The organism is Acetobacter estunensis (assembly GCF_019083805.1).
Taxonomy (GTDB): domain Bacteria; phylum Pseudomonadota; class Alphaproteobacteria; order Acetobacterales; family Acetobacteraceae; genus Acetobacter; species Acetobacter estunensis_A.
The window spans coordinates 73,503-90,054 of the sequence record NZ_JAHRDV010000009.1; the positions used below are offsets into that span (position 1 = coordinate 73,503).

Below are 16,552 nucleotides of genomic sequence, written 5' to 3' on the forward strand. Positions count from 1 at the left end.
TGCGCGGAGAGCGCCCCTGTGTCGTGTCGGATCCCATCTGCCCGGAGAGTTTCATGAGTGCTGCAACGACTGAAATCCGCAGTTCCACGGATGTCCTTCTGATTGGTGGTGGCGTGATGAGCGCCACTCTGGGAACATTCCTCCAGACCCTGCAGCCCGACTGGACGATCGACATCTTCGAACGGCTCGACGACGTGGCGCTGGAAAGCTCGAATGCGTGGAACAACGCCGGCACCGGTCACTCCGCGCTGTGTGAACTGAACTACACGCCCGAGCGCGCGGATGGCACGATCGACATCAGCAAAGCGCTCAACGTCAACGAACAGTTCCAGATTTCGCGACAGTTCTGGTCTTTCCTCGTGCGCAGCAACCAGATCCCCAACCCCCGCGAATTCATTACGCCCATCCCGCATATGAGTTTTGTGTGGGGCGACAAGAACGTCGATTTCCTGCGCCGTCGCTATGAAGCGCTCAAGGACCATCCGCTGTTTTCCGGCATGCGCTACTCTGAAGACCCCGAGCAACTTCGCCAGTGGATGCCGCTGGTCATGAAAGACCGCGCTCCCGGCGAGAAGCTGGCTGCGACATGGATTGCGTCCGGCACGGATGTGAACTTCGGCGCCCTTTCGCGCCTGCTGTTCAGGGCGCTGTCCGCAAAGCCCGGTGTGGCTCTTCACACGGGTCATGAGGTCGAGGACATCAAACGCGGCGAGAACGGTCGCTGGAATGTCCGCGTGAAAGCACTCCATACAGGCCAGAGCCGGACCGTGAGCGCACGATTCGTCTTTATTGGCGCAGGCGGCGCGGCGCTGCCACTGCTCCAGAAGACCGGCATCCCTGAATCCCGTGGCGTGGGCGGTTTCCCGGTTAGTGGCCAGTTCCTGCGCTGCAAGAATCCTCAGGTCATCGCCGCTCACCGCGCCAAGGTCTACGGCAAAGCGTCCGTAGGTGCTCCGCCGATGTCCGTGCCGCATCTCGATACACGCATGATTGACGGCGAGTCTTCGCTGCTGTTCGGCCCTTATGCCGGGTTCTCCACGCGTTTCCTCAAGAAAGGCTCGCTGTTCGACCTGCCTCGGTCGATCAAAGGCAACAATATCGGTGCCATTCTCGCGGTTGCCCGCGACAACTGGCCGCTGACGAAATACCTCATCCAGCAGGTGCTTCAGAGTCAGGGCGATCGCATGAAGGCTCTGCGCGAGTTTGTTCCTGACGCGCGCGATGAGGATTGGGAACTGATCGTCGCCGGTCAGCGCGTGCAGGTCATCAAGGCCGATGCCAAGAAGGGTGGCGTGCTTCAGTTCGGCACGGAAGTCATCAACTCGGCCGATGGCTCGGTTGCGGCTCTGCTTGGCGCCTCCCCCGGTGCTTCTACGGCCGCCCCCATCATGCTGACGATCATCCAGCGCTGCTTTAAAACGCAACTTCCCGCGTGGGAGGCCAAGCTCAAGGAAATGGTGCCGTCATTCGGACAGAAACTCTCAGACAACCCGGCTCTGTGCGAACAGCTGCGCAAGAGCACGACGGAAGCTCTGCAACTGGAAGACTGACACAAACTTGCCCTCAGGCGGTCATGGCAACGGTTCCCTTGCCCGCCAAAGGCACATCATTGCGCTGCTCTCATACAAAAAGGGCGTTCTCTTGGAGAATGCCCTTTTTATGCCGAGATCAAAGCCAAGAAGTGCGTCAGGCGCTTTTCTTATGATCGGTCAGCTTGTTTTTATCGCCATTTTCCAAACCCGGCACCTCAATGTCGATTTCCAGCATTGAGCAGCTTGCACCCCGGTCCAGTTTCACCTGCACTTTGTCCTGATCGACGGACACATGCTTGCGAATGACTTCCATGATCTCTTTCTGGAGCTGAACGAGAAGATCGGATTTTCCCTCCCCCAGACTGGCCCGCTCATGGGCCAGAAGGATCTGCAACCGATCGCGCGCGACCGGAGCTGAAGACTTGCGACTGAAAAAGCTTGAGAAAAATCCGCTCATGCCGCCCCCCGCTTGAAGAGCCAGTCAAACAGACCCTTCTTCTCGGTCGGAATGGTGATGTCCACTTTCTCGCCGGACAAACGGCGCGCGGCCTCGAAATAAGCGCGAGCCGGTGCGCTTTCCGGCGCGGCAAGCGTGACGGGCGCACCGAGATTGGAGGCCCGCAGAACATCCTGACTCTCCGGGATGATGCCGATCAGCGGAATGGACAGGATTTCCAGCACATCGTCCACGCTCAGCATCTCTCCCCGCGCGGCACGCGCCGGATCGTAGCGGGTCAGAAGCAGGCTTTTCTTCACCTTCTCACCGGCTTTGGCCTTTTCGGTCGTACTGTCGAGCATACCGATGATGCGGTCACTGTCGCGCACCGAGGAGACTTCCGGGTTGGTCACGATCACGGCCTGATCGGCGTGATACATGGCCAACTGAGCTCCGCGCTCGATGCCGGCCGGGCTGTCGCACACCACCCAGTCGAACTTCTCCCTCAGTTCCGCCATCACCTTGGCGACACCTTCCGCCGTCAGCGCGTCCTTGTCGCGTGTCTGGGAAGCCGGCAGGAGCGAAAGATTGTCCAGCCGCTTGTCCTTGATGAGCGCCTGCGGAAGCTTGGCGTCCCCCTGAATGACATTGACCAGATCGAAGACGACCCGACGTTCAGCTCCCATCACCAGATCGAGATTCCGCAGCCCGACGTCGAAATCGACGACGACGACGGACTTGCCGGTCTTGGCAAGCGCCGCGCCGAGAGCCGCGGTGGTGGTGGTCTTGCCAACGCCGCCCTTGCCGGATGTGACGACGAGAACCTGCGCCATGAATTCCTTGTCCTTATTGTCTGTCCCACGGCGCCTCATGGGCACTGCGGTATATGGTCAGTATGGGCTCACAAACCCGGAAACCAAAAGTGAAGAAATGCCAGAAAAGTGTCAGGAAAGCGGTCGAAGTGTAAGAACTTCGTCTTCCAGCACGGCCTGCGCCGGTTTCCCCAGAAGCTCGGCGGGCATTTCCTCGGCAATCGCGTAGAAACCGTCAATGGCCAGCAGTTCCGCTTCCATCACACGCGCAAAAATGCGGGCGTCCGGACGACCGACAATCCCGGCAATAGCTCGTCCTCTCAACGCCCCATAGACATGGATCGAGCCTCCTGCCGAGACCTCCGCTCCCGAGGCGACGGATCCGAGCACGATCACATCCCCTTCCGCCCAGACAATATGCTGCCCTGAGCGCACTGGCTCATCCACGATCAGCGCGCCCGGCGGCAGAGACGATGGCTCCAATTCGTCATCAGGAACGTCTTCTTCCGGTGTCGAGCGACCGCCCGTCAGTCCTTCCGGCCAGTCCCATCCCGCGAAGACAGCCTCATCGCGATCGGCACCCTCAATTCCGATCACACGGATCGCGCGTTCGCCCAGAGCCGGGAGCAGATCGGAGAGGCCGGGCGTGTCCAGCGGCAGAAGCGTCAGATCAAGGATGATGGGTTTGCCGGAAAAGAAACCGGCTGAACGGGCAATCTGATGATCCAGCGCCGCCAGCCAAGTTTCCAAAGGCGCTTCCGGCGTAAGCACAAGAGCGAGAAAGGAACGGCCGCCAGCACGAATGCGAGGCAGCCCCGTCGTTTCTGCGGAAGCGGTGGAAAGGGTCACGATGAAAAGCTCGTTCTCTAGAATCTGAAGACGGGATGGCACGCCACCACGCGCTCGCCGGATAGGTTTATACGGTAGCTACACTGCCGACCCTTCACTGTCGAGGCGAGCGGAGGCCGTATTTTCCGCAACATTGACGAACATTCACGCGCACACAAGCATCCCGATACTGGCGCACGCGGCGCGGATCGCCTAAATCGGGCTTCATGCGCATCCTACATCATTTCCCCCTGTCACCCTATTGCCGGAAAGTCCGGCTGATGCTGGGTGAAAAGCGCCTTCCCTTTGAGCCGCTGACAGAGCGGGTGTGGGAGCAGCGCCCCGAATTCGCCCGCCTGAATCCCGCGCAGGAAGTGCCGGTGCTTGTGGAAGACAATGGGCTTGTCGTGCCGGACTCTTCGGTGATCTGCGAGTATCTGGAAGAAGCCTATCCTGACCCGTGCCTTCTTGGCCGCACGCTGGCGGAACGGGTGGAAGTCCGCCGACTGGTCGCATGGTTCGACAACCGTTTTGCCCGCGACGTGACCCGCAAATTACTCGGGGAAAAGGTGTTCAAACGCCTCGGTGCGCGCGGCAATCCGGACGGAACGGCTCTGCGCGAGGGCTATGCCAACATTTATCCGCATCTGGACTATATCGGACAACTGGCGGAATCACGGACGTGGCTCGCGGGAGGCGCGTTGTCGCTGGCCGATTTCGCCGCCGCGGCTCATCTTTCCTGCCTCGATTTTATTGGCGATATCGACTGGAGCAAATCACCGACGGCCCGTGACTGGTACGCCCGCGTAAAGTCGCGCCCGTGCTTCCGCCCGTTGCTGAATGATCGGGTGCCGGGGCTTACGCCTCCAGCCTGGTATGCCAATCTGGATTTTTGAGATATTCGTGTACTTTATAGCGAAAAGATGATTGAAACGATAATAACGTCAGGAAACCCAACATGGCTGTTGCCATTACGGTAGAAAATTTTGGAAATATGGGAAACAGGATGATGCAATACCTGTTCGCCCTTCATTTACAAGATCATATTCCTGGTGCCTCAGTCTATGATCTGGAAATTCCAGAATGGGATATTTACCTTCCCAAATCATCGGAGCTTTCCATAGACAAAACCATTACACTCACTGATGATTTCGATGGAAATATTGAAAATATACGTCAATCCATTCTTCCATTTGGAAATACACAAATAGACATAAAAGGTTTTTTTCAAAATACTAATCTCTTTATAAAAAAAGAATCTGCACGAAAAATATTTCCTGACATCCCTTCCGAAGGTTTGTCCTTCCCAGATAACAGTTTGATTATCAATATTCGCTGTGGAGAACTCGTAACAGGAGCTGTCTCCTGGTATCCACTCCTACCAATAGATTTCTACGATTTCATTATTAAAGAAAGCGGTTTATCACCTATCTTTTTAGGGCAACTGGATTACCCTGATTACGTCGCTCAACTTAAAGCTCATTTCCCCGAAGCTCTTTATGTTCCCTCTCAAGGCGCATTGAAAGATTTTCAGACTCTCCGTAACGCCAAACATATCTGCATTTCCGTCAGCACGTTTTCATGGCTTGCGGCTTGGCTTTCAAATTCAGAGACAATTTATTATCCACTTGTCGGTTTTCTCAGTCCCGCATTACAAAAATGCTACGAAGTTCCAATTGCTCCTACCAACCTGACCTGTACAGATGAGCCGAGATTTCGCTACTATTATATGCCTCTCTTCTATGGTGAACCCTTAGAAGCAACACATTCAATAAATAAACGAATTGCGCACGATCTTCGGCTAACCTCCGCTGAAATGGTTAATGTTCTAAAACGGGCACCTTTCATATTAGAACCAGCACAAAACCTTACAGATACGGTTGGTGTGGATAATAGGTGGTATGTTAACACCTATTCTATCGCAGCAAATGAAATTGCCATGGGATATTACAACTCACCCACGCATCATTTCATTCAAATTGGCAAATCACGTGGTTACAAGCCCTATCGCAATGCTCCTGAAGATGATCAAGTAAAATTACTATCGCTTCATTGCCCCACTACGCAGAGTTCAATTTCACCTTGGTCTTATGTTCAGAGCATTGAAAAAGACTCCGCCATTCTCGTGAATGGCCAAGTGTCACAGCCCATTTTCAACCATACAATGGCCGAAGAAAGCCCATCTTGGACAATAGATTTAGGGAGTATCTGTCAGATCAAAGAAATTTTTATTTATAATCGCGTACATGAAGATCCCATCATTCCTGAGAGACTTTTTCCTTTCAAAATAGACATTAAAGAAAAAGACTCTTTTAAAGATGTTACAGACCTTTTCTCTATACAAAACCGTGGAGAACAGATCTTGCATGCCACGGCATTCGCTCCCTTACCCGGTCGTTTTTTACGCATTCGCCTTCCGGGCAAGGAAAGAATTCTTCATCTACGACAAGTGCAAATCTTTGGCTGGACGTGAACTAAGAACGTAGACTTGCCCTTACCCCACGCTCCCTTGAATGTGCTCCACAAGGATTTGTCGCAGAATATCGGGGCCATGTTTTTCAACCAGATTATGATAATGACGCCAATGCGCGCCGAGCGCAGGATCCAGACGCCCAGCATCCAACGCCTTTACCCCATCATCAAGTTTCTGCCGCAATTGCTCCACTGTCCGCATGGGAAAGTGAAGCATCACAAAACCTGCCGCGATCATACTGCGCACATGGTCTTCTGAAGGCCCTTCTCCCTCTACATAATGATTCCCTACCTGCGGTAGAAAATTTGCACTCAATCGCAATGCAACCTTCGTGACATGCACCTGCATCGCACGCGACACGGCCATCGTCGTTGTCGACAGTTTTTCTCCAAATCGCGTAATCTGCTGTGTCTGCTGATCAAAGAGCGCCGACTGAGCCCAATTGAAAACCAGTATCTGCACGTCGGGGTCCCGCAACATAGCTCCCATTGAAGCTGCAGCTGCCTCTCCATGCTTTACGCAGCAAGTAATGAACTCATCCGCGTCCAGAAAGAATACCCAATCAATCGGATGCTCTTGAATGGTCGTGTAAGTACGTATGAAGTCCATAACAGCCTTCATTTTCACCGCTTGCACATAGCCAGGTTCGTAATCAGTAATATAACAAACTTTTGCTGCAGAAAAATTCGTTCGGAACGTGAATATCTGTTCGGCCGTTTTGTCCGTACTGTTGTTGTCTAGAATAAAGAAATGCCGAAAGCCGAGATTATAATGATGCTCCAGACTCAAACGTATCGTGTCATCCGAGTTTTTAACCAACATAATAAACGCAGCGTTTTCCAACTCGGGTAAATGGACATGATCGTTAATCTGCCACTCATCGCTACTCCGAAGATTGTTAAAACATTCGGTTGCGTTGTGTACAAACTGCGGTGAAAGCTCAGCCATAACTCACTGTTTCCGTGTTCTATCCCAGCATCGAAAACTCGATATACCGTTTTGAAGCGCAATCCTACCGCATTGCGCACGTTTCAAAGAAAATAGCCAAGCGCCTGATCCTACTGTTCGGCGCACATAAGGAAAATGCCATGGTACATTCTACCTGTCAGTTGGGGGGATCAAGGAAGCCTTGATTGATGGTACTGTTCGGTATTGTCTGTCCTGACTTATGGGCAGGGCAATGCTCATTGCGCCCAATCTCGCTATGCAGCGGGCCCAGTTCCTTGCAAGCAACAGCAAGCGGCGCATATTATACGATAGTGGCCATTCTAATCCTCATAGTGATCCGCGTGATCTCAACCGAGCAGACAAACAACCCCATCTGTGATTTTTAATTGGCAAAGACATGCCCAACAGGCTGTATCGCTCTCCACCATTATCTCATCAATACCGCACATTAACGGGAGCCTGAAAGATTCCGCCCGGACATCAGAAGCTGCATATGACCGATCAATACCTTGGGACATCTTCTGGCTCTGTACGTCCCTTCCGGCCCGCAGGGATAATCGGGCAAAAGTCAGTCAACGGCCACAACCATTCAACAAGCAACGGATGAAAGCGTGGACTGGTCACAGCCATACCGGGTCAAAAGCGGCGCATATCACGCTCGAAATTGTCAGGCTACCTCAGGCGCAACGGAGTTTTGTATTACTACCCGGACGATGGATCATGGAGAGATCGTTTGCATTGACAACGCGCTGCGGAAGGCACGCATAAGAGATTACGAGCATTACGTCTCAATTCTCACAGCAATGCACATCATCGCCTTCACTGTGATTGCATTTCCTTTTAATAAGTAAAAATCATTCATCCCACAACAATAGAATTCCATTTATATATCACGACAAAGAATTAATAGATTGCTGGTGTTGAAACCCAAATGACCACGACCTTCTTCTTACCAATACACCAAAAGCGGACGTTCCTATGCCCTTCAATCGTGAAGGTCTCGCCAACAGCAACCGACATTTCATTATCGTCGATCTGTAGACCCAGCGTGCCTTCGATGACTGTGCCGCACTCAACATCGCCTTTCGTCACATACACATCCGAATCTCCTTCCGGGTGCACGATCACGCGCATCATCTGCAGATCACGACACGTATCTTCCGTCAGCAGATGCTTGATCATTCGCTTTGGACCAAAATCCAGAACACGCCACTGATTGGTACGGATTACGATTCCATTGTCGAACCCGGCATTATCCCCATTGCCATCATCGAACAGCCATCCCATTGGCATATTCAAGGCTTTACAAATCTGCTGTAACGCCCGGAGGGAGGGGGCCGAGCGGCCTCGCTCCACTTGACTGAGTTGTCCTATGGAAATCTGCGCCATCGTGGCCACTTCCCGGAGTGAAAGACCGCGCACTTTACGACGCAGCCGGATCTTCTCTCCGATTTCATCAGCAGTTCCGGGGAGCAGACTGCCGTCCAAGCCTTTGGCTTCGTTAAGCTGGCTAGCCCGCGCTTCTTTCGTGAGATTGGCTTTCACAGCTTCAGCTTGTCCATAAGATCATACCAGTAGCTATACGCTTCGGCTCCAAGGCCCGAGAAACGGTGCATGGGTATAGCTTTGAGAGGCTGGATGGGATAGCCCACGTCTTCTTCCGACGCATTTTTTGCACGCATGGCCAAAAGCCGTCCCATCAGTGTCGCCATTGCCACCCCTCGCCCATTATAGCCGAGGCCTGCATGGAGGCCGTCTGCCAGATGGTACAGATGTGGCATATGATCCAGCGTCATCGCCACACGGCCAGTCCAGACGTGATCGAACTTGACACCTTCGAGTTGCGGAAAGAGTCGTTCCATGTCGTGGGCTAAAGCACGCGCGTCTCGCCATGTCACCTTGTCACGCATCGGGCCCTGCGTTCCGATCACAAGGCGTCCATGAGCGTCTACATGGCTATAGCGCAGGATACGACGTGTTTCAGAGAGGCTCTGACCACTTGGCAACAACGTTGACCGCACGTCAGAAGGCAACGGTACCGTTGATAACTGGATCGACCACGCGGGCACGACGCTTTGCTCGAGAGATGGCCACAGAGGAGAAGTATAACCGTTTGTACCGAGAATGACCTGTGTGGCTGTCAAAGATCCTTGTTGAGTGGTGAGGTGCCAGCGATCTCCGTGCTTTTCAAGAGATACGACGGGACTGTGTTCGAAGATGTCGGCTCCCATTTCCCCCGCCGCGCGCGCAAGTTCCAGCGCATAAGCCAGAGGCTGGACCTTGCCACCCCGCGGATCCCACCAGCCACCGACATAGCCGCGCGCACCGGTCATCACCGCTACCTTGCTCGCATCAAGCAAATGCGTATCTGCTCCAAGAGCGTTCCACTCATTAGCTCGCTCTTTCTGGCGTTCCAGAGCGCGTTCGCAATGCGCCGCCTGAATCCAGCCCTTGCGCACAGCGTCACATCGCAGCCCGTAGCGATCGACCAAGTCGAACACTACGTCTGCCGAGCCGCCGACGGTTTGCGTCATACGCTCCCCCATCTTGGTGCCGAAGTGTGCAACCAGTTCAGATGGGTTTTGCTTTAGACCGGCAATAACCTGCCCGCCGTTACGCCCGGATGCTCCCCAGCCTACTCGCTGCCCTTCAAGGACCACACATCCTACACCTTCCTGTGCGAGATGAAGCGCGGCAGAGAGTCCTGTGTAACCACCACCCACAATGGCAACATCGTAGTGCCGCTTTTTATCTGACAATGTTGGTCGGCTAGCAGGCTCATCAGCCGTGTCACGCCACAATGAGGCCGGATAACCATTCCGATCGGGCAGGCTCATATTCACCCCTAATTTTCTTGTATACGCTGGAGCACAGAGTGAAGTGCCGATGACGGGGATCAGCCGCCTTCCTTAACTTCCTCAAAAGTACTCATCAATTCATTGCTATTTTTCATCGGACGCAGCATCAGAGTTTTTTCAAGTGTCTCTTCGGGATGCTCAGGCAGGAATTTGTCTTTGAGCTGCTGTGATGTGAACATCGCGAAAGCGGACTTTAACGCGCTGCCATAACCATATTCCGCGATCAGATGACTGCTAGGCTCAGCCTGAAGCTGGTCGTTAATAAAATCATAGGCCTTGTCGACATTTTTACTGTCTTTCATCAGGACCGTGCCACAGGACCAGGTAAGTTTTCCTTCCTTGGGCGTCATGAAAGCGACGGGAACCCCAGCTTCCTTAAGTTTGTTCGCTACAACATTCCAGCCCATTGCCGCGACGATCTCTCCAGAAGCCATGGCATTTTGAACAGTCGCCGGATCAGCACTGTAGAAACGCATAAGAGGGCGCTGTTGACGCAACTTGTCGGCAATCTTCTCAATGTCGTCCGAAGATGCGTTGAAAGGATCAATATGCTGCAAGATTCCGGCCACCACCACTTCTTCCGTGGAATCAAGACCAGCCATACGGCCAGCATATTTCTTGTTCCACAGCAGATTCCATGTATCGGTATCTTCTTTAACGAGATCGGGACGATACACGATTGACGTGTTGCCCCAGTCCCACGGAATCATCCATACCTTGCCGTCCGGATCCACAACGCCGGGGATTTTGCGCAAAGCAGGATAGATGTCGTTCCAGTTCTTTACACGGGTAGGATCGAGCGGTTGAATCAGTCCTTCTGACTTCCACTCAGCGAGCTTGAAAGTACATGGATGAACGATATCGGGGTGAAATCCACTGCGTACGCGTGAAAGCGCATCATTGTCATCGGCAAAGGTCGTGATGTCCGCGCCTTCCGGATGCTCCTTCGTATAATCGGGAAAGAACTCGGGTAGTTCGTATCCTGCCCAAGTAAGGACGGACAATTTCTGAGCGTACGCCGCACTTACAAACGATAGGGCCACCGACAGGGCAGCAACGCCTCCCATCAAGTGGCTCTGTAAGGTTTTCGCAAGAAACATTGGGAAATTCCTTCCTATCCTGAACAGATCTCCAAACGGCCCGTAGAGCCGCTTGGAGAATAGAGATCAGCGTGACGAGATTTCAGGGAAACACTCTGCCGACTTGTAAGGAAACCACCAGAAATCCTGATCACTGGCTTCCGGATCGATCATTACAAGCTTGGTATGCTGGAAGGTATCGAGACCTTCCGTCCCCAGCTCCTTGCCAAGCCCGCTCAGTTTACGGCCGCCGAAGGCACCCGCGTCATTATCGAGCAAGGGAGCATTGACCCACACAATGCCGACTTCGACCTCGTTGCTGGCCTTGATCGCCTCAGGTAGGCTGAGAGTGTAGATATTAAATCCCAACCCAAAGGCTGATTTGTTGGCCAGTGCAATCGCCTCATCAAGGCTGGAGATTTTTACTACGGGCGCCACCGGCCCAAAGCTCTCCCCGTTGACAATTTCCATGTCCGAAGTCACGTCAGTCAGAATTGTGGGCTCGAAGAACCACCCTTTTTCCATTCCGTCTGGACGTTTTCCTCCACACGCTACAGTGGCGCCCGCCTCAACGGCACGGTTCACGAGTGCTGTGAAACGATCCAGCTCGCGTTTGGACGCCATGGGGCCGACATCGGTCGCACCGAGTCCATTACCAACTCGCAACGCTTTTGTATGGAAAATGAAGCGTTCCATAAACTGATCGTAGATATCTTCATGAACATAAATGCGCTCGGCAGAGGTGCACACCTGACCGCAGTTCACGAAAGCTGCGAATACTGCGCCACGGGCTGCGATATCGATCGGAGCAGATGGCATTACAATAAAAGCATCATTGCCTGACGCTTCAATCAGGGCCGGCTTGAACTGCTCCGCGCAAGCACTGGCAATTGCTTTGCCCGCAGGAACACTGCCGGTAAATGCCACCATATGAGTGCGATTGCTGGCAACCAACTTTGCTCCGACTTTCGCACCACCCGTCACCACCTGGATCAGGCCGGCAGGCAGCGAACTGAAACACTCCATCAGCATGAGTGTCGTCAAACTGGTCAACTCGGACGGTTTTACAATAACCGCGTTTCCCGCTGCCAGTGCCGCCGCCGCCTCCCACATCAATAGTGCAACAGGATAGTTGAACGGCATCACACAAACGACAACACCCATCGGCTCTTTGACCGTATAATGCAATTGTCCAGCTACTGCCGGACCAAATACCTTTCCCCCTTCGTGCCGTCCAATTTCGGCATAATAATCAGTGACGGTCGCGCCCCAGATGACCTCATCCGATGACTCCTTGAACGCCTTGCCCATTTCGCGGGTCATCATTTCACCCACAGGATGGCTTGCGGCACGGAACGCAATGGCCACTTCATGCAATCGTTCAGCACGCTCAAGCGCGCTGAGAGCGAACCATTCTTTACGTGCTCGATTGGCGACTTCGATCGCCTCCTCAATCTCGGTATCCGTTGCCTCTGCTATTTGGCCAAATACCTCTTCTGTGGCTGGATTCATCACGTCGTAAAAGGTGGAGCCTTTCGCAGAAGTCATTTTTCCGTCGAGGAAAAGATGATTTGAGAGGTCTTTCGCCGTGCGCATGACGTCCATATTTAATTGCTCCATCGTAACATTAGGCGGTCACAAACCCCGCGCTGAAAATGAAATAACATGACCATTTTTATTTCTCCACTGAAATTTTTTGGTTGACATGAACGTTGTGGTTAAAATTTAATTGCGGTACCGGTTCGAATCTTGGGCAGAAAAAACATGAAACGAGATAGACGCCTGTTCGACGTGACTCTCAACGCACCCTCTCTTTTCATAGTGCTGTCCGTCATCGTCTTTCCTATTCTTTTCCTGGGGCTCCTAAGTCTGAAAGGACGTCATGATGCCGTCTTTTCGTTACACTTTACGTTGGCAAACTTTACCAAGCTGGCGACATCGCATCTTTATTGGCTGATCCTTGAACGCTCGGTTTTTCTGGCTGGATTCGTCACAGTTTTTACAATCTTGATGGCGTACCCAGTCGCGTATTTTATTGCATTCAAAGGAGGAGCAAAGAAAAACCTGCTCCTGCTGATCGTCACATTACCATTCTGGACGAGCTATCTCTTACGTGTGTTCGCCTGGAAAGTACTTCTAGGATACAACGGCGTCATCAACTCGGCGCTCGTGTTAGCACAAGCCCCGGGGGCTCCATTTCAGGCTCTTCTTTACACTCCGCAGGCTATGGTGCTGACCCTGACGCATGCTTATGCGGCATTTGCCATTCTCCCACTCTATGTCTCACTTTCTGCGATTGAACCGAAGCTGATTGAAGCAGCTAATGACCTTGGTGCTGGTACAGCCACGGCTTTTCGTCGTGTCGTACTTCCGCTTTCTCTTCCGGGAATTCTTTCTGCCGCCGTTCTCGTCTTCATTCCCACAATGGGAGATTACGCCACACCTACCCTCGTTGGAGGCACCAATAGTTCAATGATTGGCAATATGATTCAGGCACAATTCGGTAAGGCCAATAACTGGCCTTACGGGGCAGCTATCTCAATTTCTTCGATGGTAATCACAGCAGGTATCGCATTCATCGTATTTATGGTTGCAAAAAGGAAAATGCGTCATGCAGCCTGAAACAGGACCGAAACAGAAGGGAATGCTGCGTAATTATTTCTGGTTTTATGTCGCATTTTTGTATGCGCCGATTTTAGTTCTTCCTGTTTTTTCCTTTAATGATTCACTATACGTAACATTTCCCCTCAAAGGTTTTACCTTTTCATGGTATCATGCCATGTTCGCTGATCCACGCATCCGTGAATCCTTTTTTAACAGCCTGTTTGTTGCGATTATAGCTTCGTGTATCGCTACATTTTCTGGAACATTGACGGCTTACACGCTCGTGCGTCGTAATAGCCGCCTTGCACGATTCATCAGCAATATAGGATTTCTTCCCCTTGTTGTGCCGGGCGTCATGTTGGGTATTGGTTTGCTGGTTATTGTGAATCTCGTGGGGATCGGGCCATCGCTACCAGCTGTCATGCTGGGTCATATATGCGTCTGTTTTCCGCTCACGCTTGTCATTATGCGCGGTCGTTTTCAAACCTACAGCCGAACAATTGAAGAGGCTGCCCGGGATCTAGGAGCATCACCATGGGTAGTTTTATGGCGTGTTGCTCTGCCTATCGTCATGCCCGGCATTGTCTCGTGCTTGATACTTTCCTTCACCACGTCATTCGACGAGTTCATCGTAAGCTACTTCCTGACCGGCAGCCGTCAGACACTTCCTGTTTTTATTTGGTCTAACCTTCGATATGCAGAGCAACTGCCAAAAATACTTGCGTTGGGCACGTTGATTTTCTTCGCTTCAGCGTTGCTCGTCGGTGGCAGCGAGATCATCCAGAATCGTCTTGCAGCACGCAGAGGGCAAGAAAGATGAACACCAAAAGCACGCCAAACACTCTCTCGGTTTTTACTATTGTAGGTATCCCATGATGAGCTCCGTTCCCCAGTCACCTCTCCTTGCGCTTCAGTCCATTGAAAAGATTTACCCTAATGGTTTTCATGCCGTCCACGAGCTTAATCTGTCGATTGGACAAGGGGAGTTTCTGACACTACTAGGTCCATCAGGCTGCGGCAAAACCTCCACCCTCCGTATGATCGGCGGCTTCGAACTGCCCAGTAGCGGAGTGATTTTGTTAAATGATCATGATGTCACCACACAGCCACCTAATCGGCGTCCCGTGAACACGGTGTTTCAGGATTACGCATTATTCCCTCATATGACGATCGCAGAAAATATCGCGTTTGGCCCGACCATTTCTGGCCGCAAGCGCGAAGAAGTTCGTCATGAAGTGTCGGAACTTCTGAGCACAGTTGGCTTGAACGACAAGGCCAATCTTTATCCCGGACAACTTTCGGGCGGCCAACGACAGCGTGTGGCATTAGCACGAGCCCTGATTCAGAAGCCCCGGCTACTCTTGCTTGATGAGCCTCTCGGAGCACTTGACGCCAATATGCGTGAACAGATGCAGATGGAACTGAAGAATCTTCAGACACAACTTGGCATCACGTTTATTATGGTCACGCACGATCAAGAGGAAGCACTCATGCTGTCTGATCGGATAGCTGTCATGAATGCAGGGAGACTGGCTCAAGTCGGAACCCCACATGAGTTATATAATCGTCCATCGACCGAATTTGTCGCCAGCTTTCTTGGTATCACCAATATGTTTGTTGGTGAGGTAAAGGAAAAAACTGAGCATGGTAGTCTGATCGATTGTAGCGGGCAGATATTCAGTCTTCTCACCAAGGTTGAACAGCCAGTTGGTTCCTCCCTGAAGATGGGCATCCGACCAGAAAAATGTTTTTTAGGTGATCGTATTCTGGCGGAAGCTGACAGTCTCACCTTCACAGCGAGAGTAAAAAAGAGCGTATTCTTGGGTAATATGTCACGATTGCATGTGGAAACTCCCTTTTGTCCGGACTTTGTCGTCGATATCCGAGACAGTAGAGTATCGGAAGGCGATATCACCGCCATTTCAATTAATCCATCTAATATTATGATTCTCCCATCGTAATAATATTTGGAAAACTAATATCAGGATCTATTGATTTATTGAATTGAGTGGTGTTCTATAATTCAAAGATCCTCGTGGAGGATGAACCTGCAAGTAACGAATTTTTACTGCCTGAGAGCCAGATGGAGCGGGTCAAGCTGTTTTTCTCTCTGGCGCGTGGGATTCTCCGCGCGTGGATGGCCGGCGGGTTCTTCGGGAAGAGAATATCCCATTCCGTGATCACATGCTGACAGATCGCGGCGAACAGGTTGAGCCATTTGACGACCGCGGTGCCGCTGTATTTCTCTGCCTGTCGCCTCCGGAAACCATGGACTGACGTTGGGGTCAGGTCGACCAGTTCATGAACGGTCTGACGTTCCAGCGACCGCGTGTCCTGAAACTGGCCAGGCTCCAGTTTGGCGGATGTCGTATCCAACCAGCGTCGGACTAATTTGGTCGAGGAGAATGTCTGGTGGCTCATCTCTCCGCCGGATCGATTTTGGTGGAGGTGCTTCAGTCTTCCATGGTGAGCCTCGCCTTGGCTCAGACCTCATTCTTTGAGATAGAAAATGAAGCTTGCGGCGATCTTGATGGCAGACATGAATGTATGAGCGCAGCGGTCGTATCTGGTCGCAACACGTCGCCAGTCCTTCAGCCTTGCGAACATGTTTTCGATCAGATGGCGCTGTTGATACAGATGCCAGTTGTAAGATGGTTTTGATTTCCGGTTCTTCTTCGGTGGAATGCAGGCGGTGATATTTCGTTCGACAAGAGCCCGCCTGATCAGGTTGCTGTCATAACCCCGGTCACCGATGACTTCTTCTGTCCCGTCGGGAAGGTCTGCAAGCAACACATCAGCCCCTTTGAAGTCACTGAAAACTGCCCAGCAGTCAGATGCAAGCGGACAGGCCGGCCTTGACCATCACACACGGCATGCAGCTTTGAGTTCAGTCCGCCTTTTGTGCGTCCGATATAGCGGGGGAAAGCCTCTTTTTGAGCAGGGACACCGCGGTTCTGTGCGCCTTGAGGTATATCGCATCGA

15 protein-coding genes and 1 pseudogene are annotated in these 16,552 nt (G+C 52.2%); 6 read left to right on the forward strand and 10 right to left on the reverse strand.

All coding sequences use genetic code 11. The annotated features are described in order from the left end of the window. Window positions 1-53: 53 nt before the first annotated feature. Entirely contained in the window at window positions 54-1,550 is a 1,497-nt protein-coding gene (locus tag KUA11_RS11880) for a malate:quinone oxidoreductase (RefSeq protein WP_217410505.1), read from the forward strand. A 136-nt stretch (window positions 1,551-1,686) separates the two neighbouring features. Here KUA11_RS11880 and minE read toward each other — a convergent pair whose 3' ends face one another. The 3 genes from minE to minC form a co-directional block, all read right to left on the reverse strand. Continuing rightward, window positions 1,687-1,989, reverse strand: a complete 303-nt coding sequence (minE, locus tag KUA11_RS11885) for a cell division topological specificity factor MinE (RefSeq protein ID WP_217410506.1) — start codon at window positions 1,987-1,989, stop codon at window positions 1,687-1,689. Further along, window positions 1,986-2,801, reverse strand: coding sequence for a septum site-determining protein MinD (gene minD / locus KUA11_RS11890; RefSeq protein WP_166315690.1), 816 nt, complete (start codon window positions 2,799-2,801; stop codon window positions 1,986-1,988). Before minD ends, minE begins: the two co-directional genes overlap by 4 nt. A 111-nt stretch (window positions 2,802-2,912) precedes the next feature. Next, window positions 2,913-3,632: a septum site-determining protein MinC gene (gene minC / locus KUA11_RS11895; protein WP_408744199.1), complete on the reverse strand. Its 720-nt coding sequence runs from the start codon at window positions 3,630-3,632 to the stop codon at window positions 2,913-2,915. A gap of 203 nt (window positions 3,633-3,835) precedes the next feature. On the opposite strand from minC, the gene fzlA reads away from it, so the two are divergent. Together fzlA and KUA11_RS11905 are read left to right on the forward strand one after the other, a co-directional pair. Then, window positions 3,836-4,504: an FtsZ-binding protein FzlA gene (gene fzlA / locus KUA11_RS11900; RefSeq protein ID WP_166315684.1), complete on the forward strand. Its 669-nt coding sequence runs from the start codon at window positions 3,836-3,838 to the stop codon at window positions 4,502-4,504. Between the two features lie 62 nt (window positions 4,505-4,566). Further along, entirely contained in the window at window positions 4,567-6,081 is a 1,515-nt protein-coding gene (locus tag KUA11_RS11905; protein ID WP_217410507.1) for an O-fucosyltransferase family protein, read from the forward strand. A 21-nt stretch (window positions 6,082-6,102) separates the two neighbouring features. Here the strand turns inward: KUA11_RS11905 and KUA11_RS11910 are convergent, their stop codons facing one another. The 5 genes from KUA11_RS11910 to KUA11_RS11930 form a co-directional block, all read right to left on the reverse strand. After that, window positions 6,103-7,029, reverse strand: a complete 927-nt coding sequence (locus KUA11_RS11910; protein ID WP_217410508.1) for a glycosyltransferase family 2 protein — start codon at window positions 7,027-7,029, stop codon at window positions 6,103-6,105. A gap of 903 nt (window positions 7,030-7,932) precedes the next feature. Next, window positions 7,933-8,574 carry a helix-turn-helix domain-containing protein gene (locus KUA11_RS11915; RefSeq protein ID WP_217410509.1) on the reverse strand — a complete coding sequence of 214 codons (642 nt, stop codon included), beginning with the start codon at window positions 8,572-8,574 and terminating at the stop codon, window positions 7,933-7,935. Beyond that, entirely contained in the window at window positions 8,571-9,866 is a 1,296-nt protein-coding gene (locus KUA11_RS11920) for an NAD(P)/FAD-dependent oxidoreductase (protein ID WP_217410510.1), read from the reverse strand. The genes KUA11_RS11915 and KUA11_RS11920 overlap by 4 nt, the downstream gene beginning before the upstream one ends. A gap of 59 nt (window positions 9,867-9,925) precedes the next feature. Continuing rightward, window positions 9,926-10,987: an ABC transporter substrate-binding protein gene (locus KUA11_RS11925; RefSeq protein ID WP_217410511.1), complete on the reverse strand. Its 1,062-nt coding sequence runs from the start codon at window positions 10,985-10,987 to the stop codon at window positions 9,926-9,928. A gap of 66 nt (window positions 10,988-11,053) precedes the next feature. Further along, a complete protein-coding gene (locus tag KUA11_RS11930; RefSeq protein WP_217410512.1) occupies window positions 11,054-12,571 on the reverse strand; it encodes an aldehyde dehydrogenase family protein in 1,518 nt (505 codons plus the stop codon). Window positions 12,572-12,730: 159 nt separating this feature from the next. Here KUA11_RS11930 and KUA11_RS11935 point away from each other — a divergent pair, with 159 nt between their 5' ends. The 3 genes from KUA11_RS11935 to KUA11_RS11945 are packed head-to-tail and all read left to right on the forward strand — an operon-like array spanning window position 12,731 to window position 15,531. Then, entirely contained in the window at window positions 12,731-13,588 is an 858-nt protein-coding gene (locus KUA11_RS11935) for an ABC transporter permease (protein WP_217410513.1), read from the forward strand. After that, the gene (locus KUA11_RS11940; protein WP_217410514.1) at window positions 13,578-14,390 is read left to right on the forward strand and encodes an ABC transporter permease; all 813 of its coding nucleotides are present in this window, start codon (window positions 13,578-13,580) and stop codon (window positions 14,388-14,390) included. The genes KUA11_RS11935 and KUA11_RS11940 overlap by 11 nt, the downstream gene beginning before the upstream one ends. Window positions 14,391-14,442: 52 nt before the next feature. Continuing rightward, window positions 14,443-15,531: an ABC transporter ATP-binding protein gene (locus KUA11_RS11945; protein WP_217410515.1), complete on the forward strand. Its 1,089-nt coding sequence runs from the start codon at window positions 14,443-14,445 to the stop codon at window positions 15,529-15,531. 55 nt (window positions 15,532-15,586) lie between these two features. Here KUA11_RS11945 and KUA11_RS11950 read toward each other — a convergent pair whose 3' ends face one another. Continuing rightward, entirely contained in the window at window positions 15,587-15,991 is a 405-nt protein-coding gene (locus KUA11_RS11950) for a hypothetical protein (RefSeq protein ID WP_217410516.1), read from the reverse strand. Window positions 15,992-16,060: 69 nt separating this feature from the next. Further along, a pseudogene (locus KUA11_RS11955) lies at window positions 16,061-16,372 on the reverse strand (transposase); the annotation flags it as partial. Between the last annotated feature and the right edge of the window lie 180 nt (window positions 16,373-16,552).

Excerpts from the sequence above, each read along its gene's own strand:
- KUA11_RS11935 (WP_217410513.1), top strand. The coding sequence starts at position 12,731 with ATGAAACGAGATAGACGCCTGTTCGACGTGACTCTCAACGCACCCTCT.
- KUA11_RS11945 (WP_217410515.1), top strand. The coding sequence starts at position 14,443 with ATGATGAGCTCCGTTCCCCAGTCACCTCTCCTTGCGCTTCAGTCCATT.
- KUA11_RS11905 (WP_217410507.1), top strand. The coding sequence starts at position 4,567 with ATGGCTGTTGCCATTACGGTAGAAAATTTTGGAAATATGGGAAACAGG.
- KUA11_RS11940 (WP_217410514.1), top strand. The coding sequence starts at position 13,578 with ATGCAGCCTGAAACAGGACCGAAACAGAAGGGAATGCTGCGTAATTAT.
- KUA11_RS11910 (WP_217410508.1), bottom strand. The coding sequence starts at position 7,029 with ATGGCTGAGCTTTCACCGCAGTTTGTACACAACGCAACCGAATGTTTT.
- KUA11_RS11925 (WP_217410511.1), bottom strand. The coding sequence starts at position 10,987 with ATGTTTCTTGCGAAAACCTTACAGAGCCACTTGATGGGAGGCGTTGCT.
- KUA11_RS11950 (WP_217410516.1), bottom strand. The coding sequence starts at position 15,991 with ATGAGCCACCAGACATTCTCCTCGACCAAATTAGTCCGACGCTGGTTG.
- KUA11_RS11920 (WP_217410510.1), bottom strand. The coding sequence starts at position 9,866 with ATGAGCCTGCCCGATCGGAATGGTTATCCGGCCTCATTGTGGCGTGAC.
- KUA11_RS11880 (WP_217410505.1), top strand. The coding sequence starts at position 54 with ATGAGTGCTGCAACGACTGAAATCCGCAGTTCCACGGATGTCCTTCTG.
- minD (WP_166315690.1), bottom strand. The coding sequence starts at position 2,801 with ATGGCGCAGGTTCTCGTCGTCACATCCGGCAAGGGCGGCGTTGGCAAG.
- minE (WP_217410506.1), bottom strand. The coding sequence starts at position 1,989 with ATGAGCGGATTTTTCTCAAGCTTTTTCAGTCGCAAGTCTTCAGCTCCG.
- KUA11_RS11930 (WP_217410512.1), bottom strand. The coding sequence starts at position 12,571 with ATGGACGTCATGCGCACGGCGAAAGACCTCTCAAATCATCTTTTCCTC.
- fzlA (WP_166315684.1), top strand. The coding sequence starts at position 3,836 with ATGCGCATCCTACATCATTTCCCCCTGTCACCCTATTGCCGGAAAGTC.